The sequence below is a fragment of the Tolypothrix sp. PCC 7712 genome, assembly GCF_025860405.1.
Taxonomy (GTDB): Bacteria; Cyanobacteriota; Cyanobacteriia; order Cyanobacteriales; family Nostocaceae; genus Aulosira; species Aulosira diplosiphon.
The window spans coordinates 8,201,171-8,225,888 of sequence record NZ_CP063785.1 but is presented as its reverse complement, the minus strand read 5'-3'; the positions used below and the strand labels follow the sequence as shown (position 1 = coordinate 8,225,888).

The 24,718-nt window shown below is 40.0% G+C and carries 20 protein-coding genes; 10 read left to right on the top strand and 10 right to left on the bottom strand.

Going from position 1 to position 24,718, the window contains the following annotated elements:
- Positions 1–284: 284 nt before the first annotated feature.
- The 4 genes from HGR01_RS33425 to HGR01_RS33410 form a co-directional block, all read right to left on the bottom strand.
- Positions 285–845, bottom strand: a complete 561-nt coding sequence (locus HGR01_RS33425) for a chemotaxis protein CheB (protein ID WP_045868003.1) — start codon at positions 843–845, stop codon at positions 285–287.
- Positions 845–1,675, bottom strand: a complete 831-nt coding sequence (locus HGR01_RS33420; protein ID WP_045868004.1) for a CheR family methyltransferase — start codon at positions 1,673–1,675, stop codon at positions 845–847. The genes HGR01_RS33425 and HGR01_RS33420 overlap by 1 nt, the downstream gene beginning before the upstream one ends.
- Positions 1,676–1,885: 210 nt before the next feature.
- A complete protein-coding gene (locus HGR01_RS33415) occupies positions 1,886–2,038 on the bottom strand; it encodes a hypothetical protein (RefSeq protein ID WP_264264543.1) in 153 nt (50 codons plus the stop codon).
- Between the two features lie 475 nt (positions 2,039–2,513).
- Complete coding sequence (locus HGR01_RS33410) at positions 2,514–6,131, bottom strand: response regulator (RefSeq protein ID WP_052335055.1); 3,618 nt, start codon at positions 6,129–6,131, stop codon at positions 2,514–2,516.
- Positions 6,132–6,487: 356 nt separating this feature from the next.
- Here HGR01_RS33410 and HGR01_RS33405 point away from each other — a divergent pair, with 356 nt between their 5' ends.
- The 3 genes from HGR01_RS33405 to psb35 all read left to right on the top strand — a co-directional run bounded on the left by HGR01_RS33405 (position 6,488) and on the right by psb35 (position 8,117).
- Complete coding sequence (locus HGR01_RS33405; RefSeq protein WP_045868857.1) at positions 6,488–6,718, top strand: hypothetical protein; 231 nt, start codon at positions 6,488–6,490, stop codon at positions 6,716–6,718.
- A 693-nt stretch (positions 6,719–7,411) separates the two neighbouring features.
- Positions 7,412–7,594, top strand: a complete 183-nt coding sequence (locus HGR01_RS33400; RefSeq protein WP_045868005.1) for a CsbD family protein — start codon at positions 7,412–7,414, stop codon at positions 7,592–7,594.
- A gap of 313 nt (positions 7,595–7,907) precedes the next feature.
- A complete protein-coding gene (gene psb35, locus HGR01_RS33395) occupies positions 7,908–8,117 on the top strand; it encodes a photosystem II assembly protein Psb35 (protein WP_045868006.1) in 210 nt (69 codons plus the stop codon).
- Positions 8,118–8,308: 191 nt separating this feature from the next.
- Here the strand turns inward: psb35 and HGR01_RS33390 are convergent, their stop codons facing one another.
- On the bottom strand, positions 8,309–9,952 hold the full coding sequence (locus HGR01_RS33390) for an iron uptake porin (RefSeq protein ID WP_045868007.1): 1,644 nt from the start codon (positions 9,950–9,952) through the stop codon (positions 8,309–8,311).
- 187 nt (positions 9,953–10,139) lie between these two features.
- Between HGR01_RS33390 and HGR01_RS33385 the strand changes: the two genes are divergently transcribed.
- The gene (locus tag HGR01_RS33385) at positions 10,140–12,497 is read left to right on the top strand and encodes a hypothetical protein (RefSeq protein WP_045868008.1); all 2,358 of its coding nucleotides are present in this window, start codon (positions 10,140–10,142) and stop codon (positions 12,495–12,497) included.
- A gap of 121 nt (positions 12,498–12,618) precedes the next feature.
- Here HGR01_RS33385 and HGR01_RS33380 read toward each other — a convergent pair whose 3' ends face one another.
- Positions 12,619–12,813: a hypothetical protein gene (locus HGR01_RS33380; protein ID WP_045868009.1), complete on the bottom strand. Its 195-nt coding sequence runs from the start codon at positions 12,811–12,813 to the stop codon at positions 12,619–12,621.
- A 347-nt stretch (positions 12,814–13,160) separates the two neighbouring features.
- Between HGR01_RS33380 and thrC the strand changes: the two genes are divergently transcribed.
- The 3 genes from thrC (at position 13,161) to HGR01_RS33365 (ending at position 15,685) form a co-directional block, all read left to right on the top strand.
- Positions 13,161–14,252, top strand: a complete 1,092-nt coding sequence (thrC, locus tag HGR01_RS33375) for a threonine synthase (RefSeq protein WP_045868010.1) — start codon at positions 13,161–13,163, stop codon at positions 14,250–14,252.
- Between the two features lie 279 nt (positions 14,253–14,531).
- Positions 14,532–15,038: a GNAT family N-acetyltransferase gene (locus HGR01_RS33370; protein ID WP_045868011.1), complete on the top strand. Its 507-nt coding sequence runs from the start codon at positions 14,532–14,534 to the stop codon at positions 15,036–15,038.
- Between the two features lie 464 nt (positions 15,039–15,502).
- Complete coding sequence (locus HGR01_RS33365) at positions 15,503–15,685, top strand: hypothetical protein (RefSeq protein WP_045868012.1); 183 nt, start codon at positions 15,503–15,505, stop codon at positions 15,683–15,685.
- Positions 15,686–16,026: 341 nt separating this feature from the next.
- Here HGR01_RS33365 and HGR01_RS33360 read toward each other — a convergent pair whose 3' ends face one another.
- Positions 16,027–16,428, bottom strand: coding sequence for a response regulator transcription factor (locus HGR01_RS33360; RefSeq protein WP_045868013.1), 402 nt, complete (start codon positions 16,426–16,428; stop codon positions 16,027–16,029).
- Positions 16,429–16,579: 151 nt separating this feature from the next.
- On the bottom strand, positions 16,580–18,793 hold the full coding sequence (gene ppk1 / locus HGR01_RS33355) for a polyphosphate kinase 1 (RefSeq protein ID WP_045868858.1): 2,214 nt from the start codon (positions 18,791–18,793) through the stop codon (positions 16,580–16,582).
- Positions 18,794–18,992: 199 nt separating this feature from the next.
- On the opposite strand from ppk1, the gene HGR01_RS33350 reads away from it, so the two are divergent.
- Both HGR01_RS33350 and HGR01_RS33345 read left to right on the top strand, forming a co-directional pair.
- Positions 18,993–20,399 (top strand): sensor histidine kinase, encoded by a 1,407-nt coding sequence (locus HGR01_RS33350; RefSeq protein WP_045868014.1) that lies wholly within the window; start codon positions 18,993–18,995, stop codon positions 20,397–20,399.
- Between the two features lie 622 nt (positions 20,400–21,021).
- Positions 21,022–21,825 (top strand): hypothetical protein, encoded by an 804-nt coding sequence (locus HGR01_RS33345; protein WP_045868015.1) that lies wholly within the window; start codon positions 21,022–21,024, stop codon positions 21,823–21,825.
- Positions 21,826–22,036: 211 nt separating this feature from the next.
- Here the strand turns inward: HGR01_RS33345 and HGR01_RS33340 are convergent, their stop codons facing one another.
- Positions 22,037–23,164, bottom strand: coding sequence for a tetratricopeptide repeat protein (locus HGR01_RS33340; RefSeq protein WP_081583884.1), 1,128 nt, complete (start codon positions 23,162–23,164; stop codon positions 22,037–22,039).
- A gap of 103 nt (positions 23,165–23,267) precedes the next feature.
- Positions 23,268–23,891, bottom strand: a complete 624-nt coding sequence (locus HGR01_RS33335) for a DNA-directed RNA polymerase sigma-70 factor (protein WP_045868016.1) — start codon at positions 23,889–23,891, stop codon at positions 23,268–23,270.
- A gap of 196 nt (positions 23,892–24,087) precedes the next feature.
- Between HGR01_RS33335 and HGR01_RS33330 the strand changes: the two genes are divergently transcribed.
- Positions 24,088–24,684 carry a glyoxalase-like domain protein gene (locus HGR01_RS33330; RefSeq protein WP_045868017.1) on the top strand — a complete coding sequence of 199 codons (597 nt, stop codon included), beginning with the start codon at positions 24,088–24,090 and terminating at the stop codon, positions 24,682–24,684.
- Positions 24,685–24,718 lie beyond the last annotated feature (34 nt).

The window sequence follows — 24,718 nt, the reverse complement described above, 5'->3', positions numbered from 1 at the left end:
GAAAGTAAAGAAGAACTTACAAATCACAAATTAAATAGGAATGCTATTTAAATGTAAGATTAACTATATGAGATGCAATTTTTATTGTAGCATCCTGAAAAGAGAGCAATTATCAATATTAGTGATATTTTTTAGCTCTGTCTACTGTAAAAATACCGTTATTAATATTATTTAACAGCAGAGGGCGAGCCAGAGCGATCGCATTCTCTAGCCATCTGTACAAAAATTGCGAAATCACTCGTTAAAATAGGGAGAAAAATTTACAAATAGACTTATTTTTTGACTTAATTGCAAAGATAAAGGATTTTTTGTGCTATTTCTTTTGGTGATAAAATCCAGTCTACAGCTACAGCATTAATTGCTGCTTTTGGCATTACTGAACATTCAGCAGTAGTAGGTTCTTGAACTATTGCGATTCCCAAACGTGACTTAATTGCTTTTAAACCTTGTACGCCATCTTCATTGGCTCCTGTTAAGATTACACCAATCACTTGTTCGCCATAAATATCTGCAGCAGACTCAAACAAGACATCAATTGAAGGTCGAGCATAGGAAATTGGCTGATCAGTAGAAAGAGCAAAACAGCCAGATTCTACTAATAAATGATAATCGGCTGGTGCTAAATAAACATACCCAGGCATAATTTCGTCTTTGTCTTCTACCTCCCGCACTTGTAGATCTGTGTGCTTTTGGAGAAACTCACTCAATGTATTGTAAGATTCTCGATGCCGATGCTGTGCAATTGCTATAGGAGATTTTAAGTTTTGAGGTAGGTTTCTTAATATCTCTTTTAAAGCAGCAAATCCCCCTAATGATGCACCTATGACTACAATTTTAAACACCACTAATTCAACCTCCGATAGAGCTTTTCACCTTTGACAAGCTCTTGGTATTGATGGTCATGGGGAGTAAAACGAATTGACTCTTGCCGTCCTAATCCGAGAATACCAAAAGGACAAAGGCTATTATAAAAAAGTTCATGTACTTGCTTTTGTAGGGTTTGATTAAAATAAATTAAAACATTACGACAAATGATGATATGAAACTCATTAAAAGAACTATCTGTTGCTAGGTTATGTTGAGCGAAAACAATATTTTCCCGCAAAGCAGCACGAAAAATTGCACTGTCGTAAGCGGCTGTATAGTATTGTGAAAAAGATTCTTTGCCTCCAGATTTTAGGTAAAGTTGGGTATAATCTTGCATGAGTTTCAAAGAAAAAATGCCTGTTCTAGCTTTTTGTAGGACTTTTTCATTAAAGTCTGTAGCATAAATTCGACAACGTTGATATAGGTTTTCCTCCTGTAGTAAAATTGCCATTGAGTAAACTTCTTCTCCTGTGGAGCATCCTGCGTGCCAAATGCGAATAAAAGGATAGGTACGCAATAGCGGAATTACCTCTTTTCTTAAAGCGAGATAAAAGCTAGGGTCACGAAACATAGAAGTAACATTTACTGTTAGACTTAGCAAAAATCTTTCTAAACATTTGCTATCATGTAGCACTCGTGCTTGCAGTTCTGAAACACTTGTACAGCCTTCTATTTTGATAAAACTGTGGATACGACGTTTGAGAGAAGAAACAGCATAATTACGGAAGTCGTAACCCCAGTAACGGTAAACTCCTTCAAGTAGTAACTGAATTTCAATATCTTCTAGTTTTGCTTTGGGTAAATTCATAACAGAGGCGAAAGAAGATAAAAAAGTCTTCTTGCTGTAAACATTTCAATATAAGCTATTCGCTGTGATTGCTGAAATTACTGGCGTAACAAGAGAACAGGGGAACAGTGACAGCAAAGAAGGAATAAAGTTATACCTAGCTTCGCAACAATCAAATATGCATCCTATATCGCCAATTGCTATTACTTAGTAAACCATGTTTTGGCAATATTATCTATTACCGCTAATCGGTATACAATGACAATTGTGGCTGCCAGGACAATCATTATTTAAATGATTGATGAGATTTTGTAGTGAAAATCGAATCTGCTTTAGCGGTACTGCTGCAACTGTGTTTCTGGCTATTGCTTTCGATGTATTCATTAGTCCGCAAGGTTTATATCAATGTTTTTATATATTCAAAATAATGTTTTATCACTAAATTTTCTACTCTCTAAAGTGAGACGAAGATATTACCTAAAGTAAGAAATAGGATTTTTAAATACCACGAAAATCAGAAAATAACCTTAAAAAAATTTAAAGATTGCTTCGCTGAAAAGGCAAAAACCGGGTTTATTTAAAAACTCGGTTTTCCTTGTTAGTTTAATTTTTGAATTTACATCTACCCTATATTTTTAACCAACCTCTTCAAAAAAATAAAAATCAAACAGTAACTGCGCTCAATTTATTTGGCGCAATATTTTTCATCATATTCATATCTTATAATGCAACTTAAAAAAGCACATCATACTGCAGAACCAAAAATAGGTTCGCCTCTTCTAACTCAAGATTTATGGGGGTCATTCGCAAGATAGCAATCAGCAAGATGCAGCAGTTTTGATTAATTCAAAATTACACTTCAGTGATACAACCAAACCCGCAGTAGGGAAAGTAGTTGTTCAGTGTCTACGGGCTTGGTAATATAATCTGAGGCTCCTGCTTCGATGCATTTTTCGCGATCGCCTTGCATGGCTTTGGCGGTTAAAGCAATAATCGGTATTGTGCGGAATTCCTGTAGCTGACGAATGGCGCGAGTTGTTTGATAACCGTCCATTTCCGGCATCATGATATCCATTAAGACGATATCGATATGAGAGTTGGCTTGCAATGTAGCGATGCCATCTCTGCCATTCTCTGCAAATAATACTTGCATTTGATAGCCTTCTAACAAGCTAGTCAAGGCAAAAATATTCCTGACATCGTCATCGATAATTAAAATCTTTTTATTTGCCAGTATGGGATCGGAACTGCGGAGTTGTTCTAAAATGTGCCGTTTTGATTGGGGTAAATTGGCCTGAACACGATGTAAAAATAAGGCAGTTTCATCAAGTAACCGTTCAGGCGATCGCACATCTTTAATAATGATTGTCTCAGCCAAGCGTCGCAATTGGGTTTCTTCTTGGCGCGAAAGTTCTTTCCCGGTGTAGACAATAATCGGAATTTTCAACCAGTTGGGTTGTTGTTTGATTTCCTCAATTAGTTCTAAGCCAGTCATATCAGGCAAACCCAAATCCAGCACAATACAATCTATATGCTGGGATTGCAGTGTAGTTATGGCTGCAGCTGCTGTATGGACTGCTGTACTGTGAACATCGCCATTACCGATTAGTTCAATAATACTGCGGGCTTGGACTGGGTCATCTTCAATTACCAGCAGATTCTTGACCTTACGCTCAACAAAGCCTTTAATATCGGTTAAAGCACCAACCAGTTGTTCTTTAGTAACAGGCTTTTGTACATAAGCGATCGCGCCTAACTCTAAACCACGTTGTTGACGATCGTCAATGGAGAAGATATGTACGGGAATATGGCGCGTTTGGGAATCATGTTTGAGCCGATCTAGCACCATCCAGCCATCTATATCTGGCATACAGATATCCAAAGTAATGGCATCGGGTTTAAACTGTTGTGCTAGAGCCAAACCTTGTTTGCTGTTTAAGGCTACCAACACCTTAAACCCTTGTTGGCGCGCCATATCCAGCAAGATACGAACAAATTTTACATCATCTTCAATCACCAGCAAAACGCGATCGCCGACTTGAATTGCGTCTCTATCGTCTGCAACTTCAGTTTGCGGAGTGATAGGAACTGCGGGAGGAGGAGAAGCTTCAGCACGTGCGGGAATTGGGAGAGGTAGAGAAATTTTCTGTTTATCTTGTAAAGTATTATCTCTGCTCTGTCCTTGGCTGCGAACTCCCTGGATTGGTAAATAAAGTGTAAAAGTGCTACCTTTTCCTAGTTGGCTAACTAGTTCAATTCTCCCACCTAGCAAATGAGCTAGTTCCCGGCTAATCGATAAACCTAAGCCTGTACCGCCATATTTGCGGCTGGTTGTCCCATCTGCTTGTTGAAATGCTTCAAAAATTAATTGCTGTTTATCATTAGGAATACCAATACCTGTATCGCTGACAGCAAAAGCAACCGTATCTGCGTTGACTAGACTAATTTGTAAGGAAATTCCTCCTTGTTCAGTAAACTTAAAAGCGTTTGCCAATAAATTATTTAAAATTTGTTGGAGGCGTTTAGAGTCAGTATGAAATGTGAGTGGTAAATTACCGTCAATTTGAATATTAAAACTCAAATTTTTCTCTAGTGCTAGCTGGTGGAAATTCCCTTGGAGGTAGCTTTGCAAAGTTATCAGGCTAACTTCTTCTCTTTCAATCGCAAACTTACCTGATTCAATTTTCGCCAAATCTAAAATATCATTAATTAATCGCAGCAAATCATTACCAGCACTATAAATTGTTTGGCTATATTCAATTTGTTTCTCTGTTAAATTACCTTGGGAATTTTCTGCCATTAAGCGCGCCAAAATTAATAGGCTATTCAGTGGTGTCCGCAACTCATGGGACATATTGGCTAAAAATTCTGACTTATATTTTGAGGTGAGGGTTAATTGTTTGGCTTTATCTTCTAAAGATAGCCTTGCTTGTTCAATTTGTTGATTTTTAACTTCAACTTCTCGTTTTTGTGTTTCTAGCAATTCCGCCTTTTCTTCTAACTCCTCATTTAATTGTTGTAATTCTTCGTTGGACTGTTGCAATTCTTCTTGTTGTTGTTTTAGCAGTAATTGCGATTCTTCTAACTCCTGCGCTTGTTCTTGTAACCTTTGATTACTCAGCTTCAGTTCTGCTTGCTGATGTTGTAATTCTTCGGTTAAATCCTGAGACTGCTGGAGTAGTTCCTGAGTGAGCATATCGGACTTAATCGCATTTAAGACTACGCCGATAACTGTAGTAACTTGCTCTAAAAAAGTTAAATGTAATTGATTAAAAGTTTGGAATGATGCGAGTTCAATAACAGCAACTACCTGCTCTTCAAACAATACAGGTAAGACAATAATATTTAACGGCGGCGCTTCACCTAAGCCAGAACTAATGCGAATATAATCATTGGGAACTTGGGTGAGCAAGATTCTTTGCTTTTCTAAAGCACATTGTCCTACCAATCCTTCACCTAAGTGAAATTGATTGGCTAAATTTTTTCTTTCATTGTAAGCATAGCTACTCAATAACTTCATCACAGGGTGATTTTCTACAGAATCCATCACGTAGAAAACGCCTTGTTGCGCTCCCACTAAAGTAGCTAACCGCGATAATATTAATTGTGTAACATTGGCTAAATTTCTTCTTCCTTGAAGACTGTTACTCAAATCAGCCAGATTCGATTTTAACCAGTTTTGCTCTTCATTTAATTGCTTAGTTTCTCGCAAATTAGCAATCATTTGATTGAAACTGTTTGTCAGTACACCTACTTCATCTTGACGTTTTGTATGTGGTAAGTTAGGCGATAAATCACCAGCCGCAATTGTGGTGGCGATGCGAGCAATTTTCTCGATAGGTTTCGAGATATTTCTTGATAGCACATAGCCAATTAAAGCGATCAAGATAAAAGCTATAGGAATTCCATAGACGATAGTAGCAGTAGTTTGATTGGCGGCTGCTTTGGCTTGGCTTGAACGTTCAGCTAATAATTGACGTTCTGCTTGTTTCATTTCCTCAGCCAAGTTGCGAATCTGATCCATCAACTGCTTTCCTTCATTTGAAAGCACTAACTTCTGAGCAGCTTCAAATCCTTGATTTTGGCGCGCCGCAATCACTTTTTTCAGGACATTTATCCTAGTATTAATTAGCGGCTCTAAGCGATTGAAGCGCTGTTCTTGCTTGGGGTTATTAGCAGTTAAGTCGCGGAGTTTTTGTAGTGGTGGCTGTAAAGAGGCGATCGCACTCTCATAAGGCTCTAAATATTGCTGTTCTCCAGTAATTATGTAACCACGTTGTCCAGTTTCCGCATCTTTAATTTTGGAACTCACCTCATCCAAAAATCCCATCACTTGGTATGTACGGTTTTCCAAATAGGAAGTTTTGATTAGTTCTTGAGTTGTACGATAGGAAACGTAACCAATGGCGCTAAGAATTACTAAACCTAAAGCGAAACTTGCTCCTATTTTGCTGCCAATTTTCAAATGATTGAACATTTCTCTTGTGAATTGCAACTATATCTGCTGTCGAGTATGAGTTTTTATATCATCTTCTCCAAACAAAGCTAGAGCAGACATTGCATATTTGGTAGCTACTCAATAGCTTTTGCTGCATACTCTAAACTTTTTAATATTTTTTAGTTTATTTTAACATAAAGTAGTATTAATCAAAATCTTATGTTATTCAGGATACCAAATAATTTAATAAAAGCTGATATTCATTCTAGAGATTATTCAACTTGATTCGGAAGAATTAAATAAATAATGCCTAAATTTAAACTTGCGATAGAGCAGGAAATCACAATAGTGCATTATAAATTGAACTAAATAGATGAAATAAAACGGTGATGGCAATGAGTGCAAATAGTTTTACAATACCTAAATTTTCGCCTGGGGAAACAGTAGAATTTATCGGTGGTATGGGAATGATAGTAAAGTGCAGCCCTAATTCAGCGACTTGGGCATATTATGTAGAAATGCAAATGGGAGACGAACCAGAAATGGGTAGAATCGGTTATGAAACCACAATCTTATTGTTAGAAACAGATATTGCTTCCTTAGCAACCCAGCTGATTGCAGCCTAAATCCCAAGCTGATATCGAATTAAGGATGGTAAATTAAAAACTAACTCAAAGTAAATTAAGTATACAAAAACATAACTTTTACATTTTGCTATCTAACAGCCTGCAAATAAGCTGTTGTTCGAGAAAAATTGAAATATAGCAATCCTCAATTAGTTCCGAAACGACAAATTAAGGTAGGGAACAGGAAGAAAAACGTACAACTGTAGATTGGCTTTCACATATAGGAATGCTATACATCATATTTCAGGCGATCGCGTACAGTAGGGGCACAATATATTGTGCCCCTAAAATTATATATATCTCATCAACCCGCGACTGTAGGATGTGTTAGGCGCGAGACGTAACACATCTAAATCTTTGGGAAAGACGAGTGAGGTTGAATCTAACTGTAAATTCCTGAAATGCTTTACTCCTCAGGAATCAGCTATTTAATTCTTCAACTTAGCCTACCACCAGACAGAGAACTTATTATCTCGAGATAGAACTGACAAAGAGCCTACCTCTATCGAGAAATTATTCCTAGAAATCTTCAAGATGAGTTGAGCTAGCTCAAAATTATATATCAGGAATTATCAAAAACCTGATGAATTATCTTCTTAAGATAGAATCGCTGCCAAAAATAACAAGCTAATCTATAAACATTGAATGACTTGAGCCACATTAAAAAAATCACTAAAATTTAGGAGCAAATGTATGAGTTTAGAAAATAGAGCCAAAGCCGTTGCCAAAAATATCGAAGGTAAAATCCAAGAAGTTGTTGGTGACATCACTGGTAACCCCAATGATAAGGCTGAAGGACAAGCAAAGCAAGTAGAATCTCAAGTGCGCCATACAGCCGAAAACGTCAAGGATGAAATTAAGAAAGCTGTAGATTAATTAACAGATATTTGCATAAGAAGGTAGAAAATAATGCCAATAAAAATATTATTTACTCTACCTTCTTACTTACAGAAGTCATATTCGGACTGATGTCAATACTTGTCGGTTAAGGGCAAAAGGGGAAGGGGAAAAGGGGCAAGAAAAAACCTTTAACCCTTACCCTTTCACCTTTTACCCAAACTAAATTCCGAGTTGAAAATCCTTAACCGAGCAGTATTGGGACTGATGTAAATTTGATTTTGAATGTAGGAATCAGGAAATCAAATTGTCAATTTAGGTTTAACTCATTAATAATTTAAGGTTATAAATTATGTTCAATGTTGCCTTTGCCTATTTTCTTACAGAAGCTTCATTAGCTACAGAAAGCAGTTTTAATTACTCACTAGTACTCACAGTAGTTTTTCTTGTAGGTTTTGTTGCGTCTGCTGTGATTGGTTCGATTGCTTGGTATAACTCCAAACGTCCTGTAGGTTGGGAAGATAAACAACGCCCCGATTTCGTTCCAGATGTAGATAAGTAATTTAATTAGTGTTTCCTTGTTTGCCATAAGTTTATGATAGTGTTTGCTCATTTCAACAGCAGACACTATTTTCTTTTGTTGATGCTTTAACTCATACTAAATCACGAACCGGGAGTTCTAAGCCAAGCTTGTGTTAATCCATCGTTTGCAGCCAGTAAATGGAAAACATGGAAACAAACAATTTTAAACAATTAAAACAGAAAAGTACTTCTAAGTATACCAATAGTCACAGGATCACTATTAGGTGTATGTCCGGGTTCTAATATATGAATGATTCCTGGGGTAATACTAATATTATCTGTGACTTGAAAGCGATAAAAAGCTTCGATTTGCAGTGTCGTTCCTGGTTGTCCGCCTGCACGTCCTAAACCTGTATTAATTGTGTCAGGAACATTGCTACCTGTGCGTAAGTTACTGCTAGTAATTTTTGGCGGTTGTCCGACATAAATTCCGCCCAAATTTCCTTTAGCAAATAAATCAGGGAAATTAACAAATGCCATGTAATTTGTTGTTTCCACACTTCCCGATTGCCCAGGAATGTAAGAACTGGTATAACCACCCCATCCCCCAATAGTAATGCGAGGTGAAATTTGCCAAGTGACGGTTGCACCCACAGCATTGGTTTGTAGAGGTGCGGAATTTGCTGTTAAGCACTCATCACCTACAAAGCTGAGTAAACAACCATCTGAAGAGTAATTATTCACATAATAAAGACTTAAATCTATAGCATCCGTTGGCGTTACAAGTAACTGTACACCAGTCGTAGTATTACTATCAAATATGCCAGTACCTTTACCTGGATTACCAGGATTAAAACTAGAATAAAGTGCCTGTAAACTGAGGCGTTTAGCAATTTGCCAATCCAAAGCTATGCCACCATGACCAAACCCTATATTTAAAATAGGGTTACGTTGTGCGAACAGAGATAGGGGGCCTGTAGCACCACTTTCTGCTCGGTTTGGGCCTCGGAAAGCGGTTGTCATATTGACGTTTTCTGTACCGATCATCAGCGCTAAGTTGTCAGCTGCTAACCAGTGATAATGCAGGTCACTAATGATCAAGCCATCCGTAGGAAATTCGTAGCCCAGCAACACATCATTGCGAGAAATGCTATTGTTAAACCTCGGACTGGTAGCACCGATTCCATGTAAAAGACCTGTAAATAAGTAACTACGCGGCGTAAATTGAGTAGTTAAATACAGCTGACTCAAGGAGATAACATTAGTATTTGTCCCTAGGTCATTTGTATCTTTGATACCATCTCTAGGGTTAATGTCACCACGATTGCTATTTCTTCCTTGTACGCCAATTATGGCGAAGCCACTGAGTTTCGTTGTTGTGGAAAATTGATTGGCTTCAAGTTCGGCTGTGCGCGCTTCTAATTGATCGACTCTACCCCGTAAAGTGGCTAATTCTGGGGCAAATTCTGATTGTAATTTTTGGATTTGGGCTAAGTCTTCGCGGCTAACTAAGTCACTGGTAGCTGTAGCAATTAACTCGTTAACTCTATCTAAGCAAGCATTAACACCTGCGGCAAATTCATAGCGTGTCAATGCGCGATCGCCTCGATAAGTGCTGTTGGGATAACCTGCGATACAACCGTAGCGTTCTACTAAAGATTGTAATGCTTGAAATGCCCAGTCCGTCGGTTGTACGTCTTTTAGCTGTGATACCGATGTTACTTGCTCCATCGGTTCTGGATTTTCTAGAGCAGATTCTTCACTAGAAGAAGGCAAACTATAATCTTGAGCGATCGCTTGTTGGCAAAATCCATTTACGCCCGTAATTATTAACCATGCCAGCATCCAGGTCTTTATTTTAGTGGGGCGTATCATTGGCTTCTACTCTGCTTCCATACTTAGGCCATGAGTGTATTCATATTTATGTATAAATGGCTTGAGTAATTTTACGGTTTTTGTGTCAAATTAGACTGGAAAATTTTTGGGCAATATTTAAAAACCGCGAGTATAAAAGATAAATTATGCAGCCTCAAACTACTTTCTAGATAGAGTGCAAACCAACATGGTCAATCGATTGCGAAAGCTAACTTTAAAACCCTCATGGCAAAACCAGTCTCATGTTGGGAGAAATCAAGATGTCTCTACAACACACCAAAAAAATTCTCAATGGGGAAATAGACTGACATCAACTCTAGCGATCGCCATATTGTTGAGTAGTGTTGGTGTATTAATTACTTTTGCTTGGCTCAGTATTCTTTATATTTTTAATCCAGAAAAAATTATCTGGATGAATAAATTTTTACCGGAATGGGCGCAAATATCTCGGGGTAATTACAAGGATAAACCCCTGACTCTCAAACAAATTAAACTTAGCCTGAGTCAAAAAAAACTCATGGCTGGGGAGACTATAACTGTACCAAAGGATAAACAACAGTCTTTTTTACTGCCAGTTTTCCAACAGCGTCCTGATTGCCTGAATGATTGTCAAGCATTGGTAGAACTGAGGGTTTATCAACAATCTCAAGATTTGGAATTACCATCTCCAACCGAAAAATACTACCGTTTAGCCAGTCAACTAGCCATAACTGGGCCAGAAGAATCTTTTGTGGCTTCTACTGCTGATGAAGTGGAATTAGATAACCCAGAAAATAGCCAACCCTTACCGTTAACTGAAGTCAAGCGCTTTCCGGGTGGCACATCATCAGGATTGTGGCTGAATCTACAAGGTAAACTACCCCAGGGAACTAGTGCGATCGCCTACGGTAATATTATTTACTACAATCCACAACGCAGTACTCTGCAACAGATGTTGACTTGGAAAAGCCCCAATGGACAACTACCAAAATGGCAGCAGGTGACTGGAGATAGTGTCAAAGAATTAGTTATCGATCAAACTATAGGTTTAGAACCAAGGTTACGTATTTATCAAATTAAACCTTTAAAATTATTTCTCCATCCCATTGCTTTAGAAGAAATTTCTTTAAAAATACCAGCCCTGAAAAATCCTGCTTACAAAAACGCCTTATTACTAGCCCGTAGCGGACTGTGGACTCCAGCTTTTGAGTGGCTGCAATCATTGCAGAAACAGCAAAAAGCCACACTTCCTGCAGATGCACAAGCGCAAATCGATGTAATTAGCTTGCATTCCCAACTGACGAAAACCGAAGCTGATAAAACTTGGGCAATTCCCTCTCAAGAGGTGCTAGCAGATTTAATTGATGGTCGCTGGCAAAAAGCATTACAGGTATTTGAAGCTTCGCCACAAAATGTCCCAGAAATTGCGACTCTGCTGCAAATGGATGGAGGTAGGTTATGGAACCGCATCACTACTGCATTGCGAGTCAACCCCAATAGACCAGAGGTAATCGCTTGGGGTGCATTGGTATTAGCTGTTCAACGGGGGGAAGAACACGCGATTTCTTGGTTGAAAGCACAACCACAAATTACTCCCCAAACGATGACTTATATTGAAGGTTTGTTAGCCACACTCAGTAACGAAGGTATCAGACCCAAAATCCTTTCTACTCAGCCCAGCCGAATTGTGGGTTCGGTGCAACTCATTACCCAAGTCAACAAAAAAGATTGGCTAAGACCAAACCTGACAACAGACCTGCAACTCACAGATAACGAAGTTTGGTATCAAGTAGAGGTGAGTGCATTTAATGATGGTAAACGCTGGCTCAATTTCCCCTTTGGGAATTTTCAATTACCTAAAATTTCTCCAGCAAAATTTATGTGGGACACCTTGGGTATTAGTGCTAACCCCACAATTTTAATAGTGGTTTGGTTACCCAACGGAGAACAACAAATGACCACCGCCACAATTAAAGGCGTGCAATTGCAAGGTGGGGTTTTACGCTTGCTAGTATCTGGACAACCAATTGCGGAAAATCAAAATCATCTCCAACCACGACCTTTAGCTTTAACAGATGCAGCGCTGGAATGGGTACAACCATCCCCCATCACTCTGCAAGAACTATCACAACAAGATCCAGCCAGAGTGTCAGCCATGCTACCAACAGTGTGGAAGTCATTACAACAATCAGGTCAAATTCCCAATGGTGCTATGCCCAGTCTGCCACAGATGTTGCAACAAATAGGCTATTGGCCCGTGCAAGTCTTAAATTTAACCAATAATACGCATCCAGAAAGTGTGTTGACTATCTCAGACGAAGCGATCGCATCTTTAAATCATCCAGGAATTGACGCACAAGCAGCCGCCAAAAATCTTTCTCGTCCCCGCACTTTAATCTTGTCTGATAGTGGTAAGGTAATTTATACTGAGTTTCAGCAAAATTACCACCAAACACTAACGGGGATAGCCCAACTTGCAGATGGACAATCTCTAGCGCTATTAGTAGAAAATGGTGATAAATATAGCCTCAAGCGCTGGTCAAAGAAAAATCAACGCTTTGAATAACAGCCGCAGGAAGGTTGAAGGCTGAAGTATAAAGGATGAATTTAATTTAGGGTTGCAAAAAATTGGCTAATTTGGTTTTAGCCTTGAGCCTCCAGAATTCAACCTTCAGCCTGCGTTGAGCTTATTGCTCTTGGCTATCAGCAGACAGGCGTTGTTCCTTCAGGCTTTGTAACTGTAACAGCAAAGATTCTACCTCTGCTCGCAGGTGCATTAATTTAGCTTGTTGGTCGTCTTGGTAGTAAGCCTTGTTTAACTGGCTTTTCCAAAGATCTTGGCAAGGACGATCAGAAACACTAGTAGAAGAACTGGTAGACATAGTTATTTAAATCCACAACTCAACTCACACCATTAGAGATAATATAATAATGTAGTTTTAAGCTTTGTTAAATGATTGTATACTTTCAATCATTTACTCTAATGGGTTTATAGTTTTGTGATAAGAGACTCAAATTGTGATGCCTGTGTTCCAGAAAAAACATCACAGATGAGATTCGCTTTTGGCAAAACTTCTGACAAAGCTGACTAGAAAATGGTAAATAAAAATCTAGGTAAAACGCCCGCACTATAAAAATTACTTTGTTCTTGTGATGAGAGCGTCTCTTGGTGCAAGATGTTTACCATTGAAATTTTTCTGTTTGCACGAAAAAACTGATATAAATTACCGTGACTGTAAGCCTATCTGCTGCTAAATCTCATCGCCAACCTTGGCCCGGACTGATCGAAGCCTATCGTGAATACTTGCCTGTCAGCGAAACAACGCCCGTTGTCACTTTGTTAGAGGGTAATACACCGCTAATTCCAGTGCCCGCGATCGCAGAACGCATTGGTAGACAAGTCCGCGTTTTTGTCAAATATGACGGTCTTAACCCCACTGGTAGCTTCAAAGACCGGGGAATGACAATGGCTATTTCCAAGGCTAAGGAAGCAGGGGCAAAGGCGGTAATTTGTGCCAGTACAGGAAATACCTCAGCAGCAGCCGCAGCTTATGCTAGGCGTGGCGGGATGAAAGCTTTTGTGCTGATTCCCGATGGTTATGTAGCGCTGGGTAAGTTAGCACAGGCTTTACTATATGGGGCAGAAGTGCTGGCGGTAAAAGGCAACTTTGACCGTGCCTTAGAAATTGTCCGTGAGATGGCAGAAAGCTACCCCATCACCTTGGTGAATTCAGTCAATCCCTACCGTTTAGAAGGGCAGAAAACAGCCGCCTTTGAAATCGTTGATGTTTTAGGTAACGCCCCAGACTGGCTATGTATCCCAGTTGGCAATGCGGGGAATATATCTGCATATTGGATGGGATTTTGTCAATACCACCAAGTAGGGAAATGCGATCGCTTACCCACAGTGATGGGCTTCCAAGCAGCAGGTGCAGCACCTTTAGTTAACGGTCAGCCAGTACAGCATCCCGAAACAGTAGCAACAGCAATTCGCATTGGCAATCCTGCGAGTTGGGAAAAAGCTGTGGCAGTAAAATCAGCTAGCCAAGGAAACTTCTACGCCGTTACCGATGAGGAAATTCTTGATGCTTACAGATTGCTCGCATCAACAGAAGGCGTTTTCTGCGAACCAGCCAGCGCTGCTTCCGTAGCCGGAATGTTGCAGGTGAAAGACCAAATTCCCTCAGGAGCAACAGTTGTGTGCGTCCTCACGGGTAATGGTTTAAAAGACCCAGATACAGCCATTAAGCACAGCCACAGCCAATTTAAACAAGGAATTGAGGCAGAATTAGGCGCAGTTGCCACAGCGATGGGATTTTAGAATTTGCGGAAAGTCTGAGCGGCGGCTTCCGCCGATCAGAACTTTCCAAGACGGATTTTGGATTGATCAGCAGATCCCCGACTTTTTCAAAAAGTCGGGGATCTAAATTTCTCTACGTTGATTGAGAATGCTGCTAAGTAGGGAGGCATAATTATTTGTAGGATGGGTTAGCGATAGCGTAACCCATGCGGGTGTTGGGTTTCGTGCCTCAACCCAACCTACGTCCATCTTATATTTAATTCCAACCAGCTACATAGCGCAGATTCTAGAACACCAATAATGAATATCACAATCAGAAAAGAAGTGCCTGGTGATGTTGCTGATATTGAAGCTTTGACAACAGCGGCGTTTCTTAATACGACCTATAGTAGCCACACCGAACAGTTGATTGTGAATGCTTTGCGTGACTCAGGGAACTTGACAATTTCCCTTGTTGCTGAAGCTGATAGCAAAATCGTTGGGCATGTTGCTGTATCCCCAGTTTCAATTTCTGATGGTAGTCAGGGTTGGTATGGACTGGGGCCAATATCTGTATCTCCACAGCATCAAGGCGTTGGTATTGGCTCACAACTAATGAGGGAAGCGTTGGCTACTCTACGCCAACTAGGTGCATCTGGATGTGTATTACTGGGAAACCCTAACTACTACAGCCGTTTTGGTTTTCAGGTAGAGCCTAGTTTAGTTTTACCCGATGTTCCACCCGAATACTTCCAAGCTATTTCCTTTAACGGGCAAATACCAACTGGACTTGTCTCATATCATGAGTCATTTAATATACAAGTTTAATACCAACCAATTTAGTCAGATAGATTTTTTGTAGGGGCACGGCACCAGTCATTGGTGTCAACTTAACGTGAAACCCGCTCTTGTGCAAGGTTTCGCCCTCACCCCCAGCCCCTCTCCCACGGGGAGAAGGGAGCCAGAGATTTAGTTCCCCTTCTCCTGCGGGAGAAGGGGTTAGGGGATGAGGGCGCGAGGTATTTGTACAACGCCCGCCCTATATCGCTTTTAGCTTAAGTTGACACCAATGGACACCAGTAAGATATTTGATATGCCGAAATATTGTGGATGCTGTGCCCTTACTTTAATTATGGATGCTGCGTTGGTGCGTTGTGCTTGGCGAAAACACACCCCACATTAATTTGTGGCATTCTTTTTTCCAAATGTTATTAATTTCCGACCTGTAGAGAATGGGTGAATTTCAACGCTTCAGTTACACTGGAAGAGAGTAAAAGAATGCAAACAAAACAATGGATATACAAACTATAAAAGAACGAATTGCCATCGTTCAAAGCAAACGTGATTATTTACTCAGTCTCTTAGAACAACCAAATATTGGGACTTTGAGAATTGATGTAAATCAAGCCTTAGAAGAATTAGATGATTTGCTGGACGAATTTAGACGCACCGTTCCAGAGGCAGGAAATAATTAAGCCAATCTTAGTTTAAATAACAACAAAATTGCGTTGGTACATAGTTATCGATCAACTGTACCAACGCTTTTAATAGCTATCATGTCCCTAAATCCCCAGAATTCTCTTGCGCTTGGGTTAATCAAGCACTTTCACTGTATTGCATTATTTATATTGGAACTTATACCAATTTGAAAACTGATTGCGATAGATGAATGGCTCAAAAGCTCAGTCAATAAATCTTTCACAATCCTTGTTGGAAAATTTGACGGCAGCTGCTACAAGTCGGCAAAGCTGCCCAACGCAGTGTCTCATCAACAAACTGACTCAACTTTCCGCAAAATCTCAAATCCAAAATGGTATTAACCATTCATTGCTCTGTCTCCTAATTCTCTCACCCTAGCGATGAGTTCAGTGGTAGGTACATCTTTTTTGCAAAATTCATCAAAGTTAGACATACCATTGGGATGAAAATTAGCATCTTCCACTGAAGAGTAAGCCAAGATTTGTGTTTTGGGAGAGATAGCTTTAATGTGCCCTGAAGCACTCCAGCCATCCATAACGGGCATTTGTAAATCTAAAACAATTACATCAGGTTGATAGCGTTTAACCATTTCTATAGCTTCTTGACCATTGCTGGCTAAACCTACTACCTGGATATTCTTTTGACAAGAAAAAGCTAATTGTAGCGTTAGGCGGGTTAGTTCGTGATCGTCAACCACTAAAACACGCAAGGTAGAAGACTCACAGGACAACATTAACATTTAAAAGTTTAAGTACGATAACTTTTATAGTGTATGGGAATTAGTCCTGCGAGTTACTCTATCCTATGGTTGAATAATTAGGCTTTTAGCGCACTAAATAATTTAGATTTTGTGAGGAAAAATTAAAGTTTTCTAAAAGTAGTAGATTTAGCTAATTGTCAAGATAGAAGGAATTCTTTTTTGTATCAATCAGGTTTGAGCTAATACTAGTTGAGCGTAATGCCATATTGATGAGACTTTGTTGTGAGTGTGCTTCCGGGGCGCGATCGCACGGTTGTCGTTGAATATAGCTGCCATTGCCCTGTAATTCCCAAGCTTGGCGATTGTCCGCTAGCATGATTCCCAAGATTTCTTGCAAATCTTTAGCAATATCTGGGTCTTTAATTGGGGTAATTACTTCGACGCGACGATCTAGGTTACGACGCATCCAATCGGCGCTACCAATATAGATTTCTTCTTGGGCATTGTTGTAAAAATAAAAAATGCGGGAGTGTTCTAAAAAGCGGCCGACTATGCTAATGATCCGAATATTTTCACTAATATCTTTCAGCCCTGGGCGCAAGCAGCAAACACCGCGCACAATCAAATCGATTTGGACTCCAGCACGGGAGGCTTCATATAAAGTCGCAATAATCTGGGGATCAACTAGAGAATTCATTTTGGCAACAATTCTCCCAGTAATGCCATTTTTGGCATTTTCGATTTCCCGATGAATTAGTGCTAAAAAGCGATCGCGCATATTCACAGGTGCAACTAATAATTCGCGATAAGACTTTTGCCGGGAATAGCCTGTGAGAAAATTGAATAGGTCGGTAATATCAGCACCAATTTCTTCGTTGCAGGTGAATAATCCTAAATCTGTATATAGTCGTGCAGTTTTTTGATTATAGTTGCCAGTGCCAATATGGACATAGCGCCGCATCCGGTCTTTTTCTCGACGCACAACCATAATAGTTTTACAGTGAGTTTTCAACCCAACTAAACCATAGACAACGTGAACGCCGACTCTTTCTAAACGTCTCGCCCAGTAAATATTATTCTCTTCATCAAACCGCGCTTTTAATTCCACCAATACTGATACTTGCTTGCCATTTTCCGCCGCTGCAATTAAAGCATTAACAATAGGCGAGTCCCCAGAAGTCCGGTAAAGGGTCATTTTGATTGCTAGGACATTCGGATCATGGGCAGCATGGGTAATAAAACGCACCACGGTTGTGGAAAAAGATTGATAGGGATGGTGTACTAACAAATCCTTTTCACTGATGACTGCAAAAAAGTCTTTTCCTTCCTCTACCTCTGGAATTTCCGCACTGAGGCTAGGTTCTCGCAACCATTGTAAGCGAGAAGGAACTACAGATTGTCTTGGTGGATCTTTAAATTCTGGTAGCGGTAATGACATAAAGTACATTAAATCCCGCAGTCCCAAAAGTCCATCGACTTCGTAAACATCGCTTTCGGATAATTCTAAATCTTCCAATAAACGCGATCGCACTGTTTCGGGAGTTTGGGATTGAATTTCTAAGCGGACTGGGGTTCCACCAATGCGGCGTTTTCTGAGTTCTTGTTCAATCGCTAGGAGTAAATCGTCAGCTTCATCCTCTTCCAAAGCCAAATCAGCATCACGAGTAATGCGGAAAGGATGATACTCCTGAATATTCATTCCCGGAAATAGGGAATCTAAATTATGTGCGATCGCTTGTTCTAAAGGTACACCAGTCCAGTGAGCAGGTTGACCGTTGTGATAAATTCCTAACTCTGGCGGTAAGGGTATAAATCGCGGTAAAACTTTCGGGACTTTAACTCTGGCAAAAAATTCTTCTTCTGTTTCGGGGTTTTTCACCACTACAGCCAAATTCAGGCTGAGATTGGAAATATAGGGGAAAGGATGGCTAGGATCAACCGCTAAGGGAGTTAAAACCGGAAAAATTTGTTCTTCAAAATAGTTATCTAAATAATTCCGTTGTTTATCAGTTAACTCTATATAATCCAGAATATGTATTTTATTTTGCGCTAATAATGGTCTGAGTATTTGCTCAAAATGCTGATGCTGTTTAGTTACCTGGGGACTGAGGGTAAACCTGATATCATCTAGCTGTTGTTGTGGTGTGCGACCATCAGGACTTAACTGTGAGACTTTAGCCTCAACTTGTTGCTTTAATCCCGCAACCCTGACCATAAAGAACTCATCCAAGTTAGAGGTAAATATCGCCAAAAACTTGAGTCTTTCCAAAAGAGGCGTTCGCTGGTCGAAAGCTTCATGTAAAACTCGGTTATTAAACTCTAACCAGCTTAATTCTCGGTTGATGTAGTATTGGGAATCGCTCAGATTGATGGGAGTAGTAGCGCTCTTTTTGGATTTTGCCATGATCACCTTAGGGCGGATAGTTGCAGCCCATGCAACTGAATAATAAACATAGTAAATGAAATAGTGTAAGCAAGCGAGCAGCTTTTTAGCAACTACTTTGTTGACTGTTGGCTGTTGACTGTTGACTGCTGAATAATTTCGCAGTCCCATTACCCCTTATCCCCAGAGGGGGCCCCGAGTTCCCCAATCCCTAATCCCCATGTTCCAAGCTACTCGCCGCCGTCTGGCTCTTTGGTACACTGCTGTAACGGCTGTATTACTCTTATTATTTGCCAGTGGAGTATATTTCTATGTCCGTAATACATTGATTGAGCGGATTGATGATACTCTCAATCATGTTGTGGAAGTAGTAGAGCGATCGCTCGTCATTGAGTCAGTTAATAGCGGTACTGAGACATTACGCATTAATTTAGAAGCAAGTTTTCGTGATAATACTGACACAGTAGAAGATGATCATATTGATTTGGAATGGTTTAGCGCCAATGGAGAATTACTTTGGTCAACGCTATCCACACCTTTAAATATTCCCATTCATGCGAATCGCACTGGTGAAACGGTGCGCGTGGGGAATGAAGGTTGGCAAAAGTCACCAGTCTTATTACGCCAAGTTACACACCGGGTAGAATTTGGCCGTCAAGTATTAGGTTATCTGCGTGTTAGCCATCCCTGGTTTGAAGTTAGTAAACCTAGCCGTCAATTTATGTTGGATTTAGCCATTGGTACATGGTTAATGGTGCTTTCTGTGGGTGCTAGTGGTTGGTTTTTATCTGGTAAAGCAATGGAACCAGTAGGGGATTCCTATCAACGGCTCAAACAATTTACAGCTGATGCTTCTCACGAATTGCGAAGTCCAATTACTTTAATTCAAACTAATGTACAAGTTGCGCTGGCTGATTTAGAGTCAGCAGAGGTAGAACCTACGACATCTTTACAATATCGCCAACAGTTAAAATTAGTGGAACGACTGACTCAACGCTTGGGTAGGTTAGTTAATGATTTACTATTCCTCGCACGTCAAGATAGTGGCATTAGCAAAGATAACTTTTCCTCTTGTCCCTTGGATGCTTTGCTAATGGAAGTGCTAGAAGAACAGCAATTATTAGCTAAAGAAAAGAAAATCAGCCTGGCTTTGGATTTGGTAGATCCTGCAGATGGAGACACTAACCCCGAACTGTCTGACAATTGGTTCACACTTGTAGGAAATTGGGATCAATTGGTGCGACTGTTCACTAATTTGATTGGGAACGCTGTGCAATACACCCCATCTAGTGGACGGGTAAATGTAGAATTAGCGCGGTTAGAAGGAATGAATCGAGTTGCTGGCTTGCGCTACAGTAGCGCTCAATTACAAGTTAAAGTCAGTGATACTGGGGTTGGTATTCCTGGGGATGCACTACCAAAGTTATTTGACCGCTTTTATCGGGTAGATCCGGCGCGTACCCATAGTAATGGCAATACAGCTACAGATATTTCTACTGGTTCAGGATTAGGGTTAGCGATCGCTCAAGCTATTGTCGAACATCACCAAGGCCAAATTCAAGTCGAAAGCCGTCTAGGTAAAGGTACTACTTTTATCGTTACTTTACCTGTAACTCTCGAGTCTTAATGCTGGAATTTGCATTTGTTTCTTATGACAGATGAAACAGAATTGCTTTCCCTACTAACTTAGATAGTAAAAATTGCTGTATTGAGATTTTTATACTCTCAATTCTGATGACATCCATTTAATAAACTGCTAAATCTGGCTGCATAAAATTTGATTTAATTAATATTTCTCGAGAGTTTATTTTTACTAACTCATTTTCAATAGGTTGGCTAATTTACTCATAATTTATTATGCAAGTAGACAAATAAATTATTTGTAGGGGCACGGCATCCACAATCTTGTGGTATATCAAATTATCTTAATGGTGCCGTGCCCCTACCTGCCCATCTGTGGGGTTTTGTTTTCAAAATGTTATAACTGGTATAACTTATAAAAAATCAGACAATTATTAATTTCTCATTCTTGGGAAATAAAGAAGAATTACAATTTAATTCATTTTCAGACCTTTGGTTAGATATAAAAAGCTGGCTAATTTGTTAAATTAAAATCACTGAAATCAAAATTATAACAAGCAAATAATTTCAAGATTTGAGTGTAATAAGTGCAAATTTGTTACCTAATGTAATTTGCTGATTTATCAAATTCATCAATAATTTCAGGTAAGATTTTCTAGGAGTATACAATGAATAGCAATTCGCAAAAGTTTCGCAAGTCGGCTGAATTTTTGGCTGCTCTCTGCGGCGGTTTACTGATGAGTGTACCAGCACTTGCACAAACGCCAATACCAGTAACACCACAGCCTAGTTCTGTTGGTAAAGTCAATCCTTGTCCCAGAATTTTCTATGAAGAACCACATAACAGTCGAGTTTTGGTTCCTCAAGGATGTCCCCCTAATGCTTTAACCCAACAAGTGCAATCCCAAGGAACAGTTCCTTATAATTCCACTAACCCATCACCAGAACAAACAAATATGGGTGTAGGTGGGGATACACCAGGAAGTGTGACTAACTCACAGCTTAACCCTAATCCCAGTGTTTTTCAGCAAGCGCCTTACAATCGCACCCAGCAACCTGCGCCAACTGGAAGTTCAACTCCATATTCCACACCACAACAGGTTCCTTCACAAACAAATTCTTTAACTGAACCCTCAATCAGACAACAAGGAATAAGACCTATTGCGACAGTGGCGCTCACAAATGGTAATGTCAATGTCAGGCTAGTGAATGATACTGGTGCGAATGTAACTTATCAAATTATTGGCGATACTAACGAGCGATCGCTTAGTGGAAAATCTGATATAGTACTACAGAATTTACGTGCGCCTATCACTGTGACATTCCAACGCGAAGATGGCGGATTATTGTCAGTGAATGCACAACCCTCCGAAACTGGATTATTAGAAGTCAGATTGAATGAAACCACAGACGTAGCTCAAGATGCAAAAGCTATGCGAATTCAATCTAATGGCTCAGTATTTTTGAATTAGGCATTTGTCATTTGTTATTTGTCATTTGTCATTTGTAAAAATAATAGTAGGGCTGGTGATGTCCAACCCTACTATTATTAAGTGATTGCTTTCAAAAACTAAAAGGTAATAGGCAATAGTTTCGTATTTGGAAATTAAAGCCGATTCTGAAAATAACTAGGGTTTTCAAAGTAGAAGCGGTTGAATCCAAAATCTAAAATCTAAAATTGTCTTAGTGTTTAGGTAATTTAGTCAGCTTATCAACCAAAAATACCTCCTGCTTGCTGTCTTCCAACGTTCGCGCTAATACGAGCGCTCTTTCGTAAAAGTTCCGAGCAGTGAGATAATTATTGAGTTTTTCGTATATCTTGGCGTAGGTCATAAAAACTCCAAATTCTTCCTTTAGATTTTGTGAGTCTCTAGCCATTGCTAGGCGTTGCTCTAATAAGTCGAAAGCACGCTCATTGCGTCCTACAGAACTATGAGCTGTGACTAAACCGTCAATAGCTCTTACATAATTAGTGCGATCGCCTGTAGTTTTCGCTATCCTCAAAGCAGCGCCATAAGTGCCAATAGTATCGTCATAATTACCCATTGCGAAGTAAGCATCACCCAAATTGTTGAGGGTATTTGTCTCACCAATCACATCACCACTTTGGCGACGGAAAGACAAAGCAGTTTCATACAATTTTATTGCCTTGCTGTAATTGCCGACTCTGGCATTTACTAGTCCCCAATTACTCAAAGACAAGCCTTCTCCGGCAATATTTTGGACATTTTGGGCGATTTCCAGTGCTTCTTGTACTGTTTTACCTGCTGGGATGAATTCTCCTTTTTGTAGCAGAACTGTACTAATATTATTCAGTGCAAAAATCTGAGACTGAAAATCTTTAGTATCGCGAGCGATCGCTAACCTCCGGCGTAATGCATCTTCCCCTTCTTGCAAACGGTCTAGCTGGATGTACGCTTTTGCTAGCAAATCATAAGTCATACCTTGGGCTTTGTAGTCACCCAAGGAGTGATAAATTTCTAGTGCTTGCAAGCAAGAATCAAGAGTTTTATCGGCATAACCTAACTTGTATTGTTGTTCACCGATATTTAATAAGCTATCTGCTTGGTCTCTTGAGTCTCGTAACGTCGAACGATTTAACGGACGGTGCAGTTGTTGAGTAATATCAACCGCACTGGCTGCTAAGGGACTAAAAGCCACAGCCAAAATTAACAAGCAAGCAGTCAAAAATTGGGATTTACCACCCTGGCGCGAGGCGAGGATAGCACAATCCCAACTTCTTAATCCTGATTTCAGGCGGGGATTTAAATTGAGAATGCTAGCCTCTGGTAAGAAATACCGTTGTTTCATAAAACTTACCCGAGAAATGTCGCTTTTAAGTAGAAGGTTTTATAAGCAAGGCTAAAACTACCTCCGATTATTTTAAAATTACGTGTTTACACTTAGACTAAGATTAGGCTGCATCTTCGCCTAAATAAATCGCACGAATATCTCCAGGTAATTTGTCCTCTAACATACGATATCCTTCCTGGAGAAAATTGGCTACTTCGTTTGGGGTAAAATTCTCGCCCTCAGCTTGGAGATAAGCAGCAATTCGCGTTTCACTCCAACGGAAAGTCTGGGCCATTAAGACTACAAAGCGCAAAACTGGGGGTAGTTGATCCAATGCTTGCTCAACATAGCACCATAAAGCAGGGGAAGTAGCTTTGAGAGAATAATGAATTGCTTCTGTGGGTGGTAATTCAATCTCATTAATGCAGTAGGCGGTGATGTTAATCAGCCAATTTTGTAGAGTTAAGGGTTCTTGGTTGGGTGTTGGGCTATTTAAATCTAGCCCACCGAGTTCGTAGTAAATATGTCGCCAAGTGAGGGCGAACAAATAATCTGCTTGCACAGGCGATCGCGCTGAATGCCGAATTAAGGTGTAAACTATCGGGCTATAGCGGCAAAAAATCGCTGTAAAGTACTTTCCGCTTTCGGGAGAGCGTTGAAACAGATTTACTAGTTCTTGGTCACTTTGATGGAACAGCGACTTAACCAGGGGGTGATTAGCTTCGGGAAAGTGAGGGATTTGCACGAGCCGTAGGTTTGATAGTTGTTAATATAAGTTTGGGATTGTCAGTTTCCCATTGAGCGCACAATAACTTCATGTTTGTCTAATTTTGGTTCAGACTCACACCACTGGAGTATTGATACACTATAAACAAGGACTTAATTTTAGTCTTTATCGACAATAATAAAAGCCATTCCCTTATACAATATTTGACTTGTTCATGGTTATAGCCTCTAGTGTGATATCGTTCCTACTTAGTCCTTTAACTTTAGGCTCGTTTCTGCCTTCCCTGCCCCTGGATAGCCTACTCTCCACCCAAGGCATTATGGTATTGCTCCTGGCAGCTTACGCTGGAGCAATGTGGATGTTCCTCACCAGTGCGCCCAAAGTACACACCGTCATGGTGTCAGATTTGGAAATTGCTCGACAGTTGTATGAAGGGCTGCTAGATTTACCAGCCGCTGAAGTGCCTTTGCACTACTATTACAATTACGAACAAACTATAGGAGCAACAGGCATAGACCCGCTTTATATGTCTACAGGGCCTAGTTTCTCCAACAAAATGATGAATAATGCCAGTGAAGGCTTGTGGTATCAGTTAAAGAAAAATACCCAGTTGCACGTGATTACTGGCGCTAGTTTAGGCACAAAAAACCAGCAACGCCATGTTTGCTTCGACCGCGATTGCCTAGAAATGATTTTAATGCGAGTAGAAACACGCGGTTTGAAATTCAAGATTCGCAACCAAAAACCCCTTAACTTTTTAGTTAAGGATTATGAAGAACGCATTATTGAAATGGCTGAGGTTGCGAATTAGTTATTAATTAGGGGTGTAGTCATCAGGTAACCAT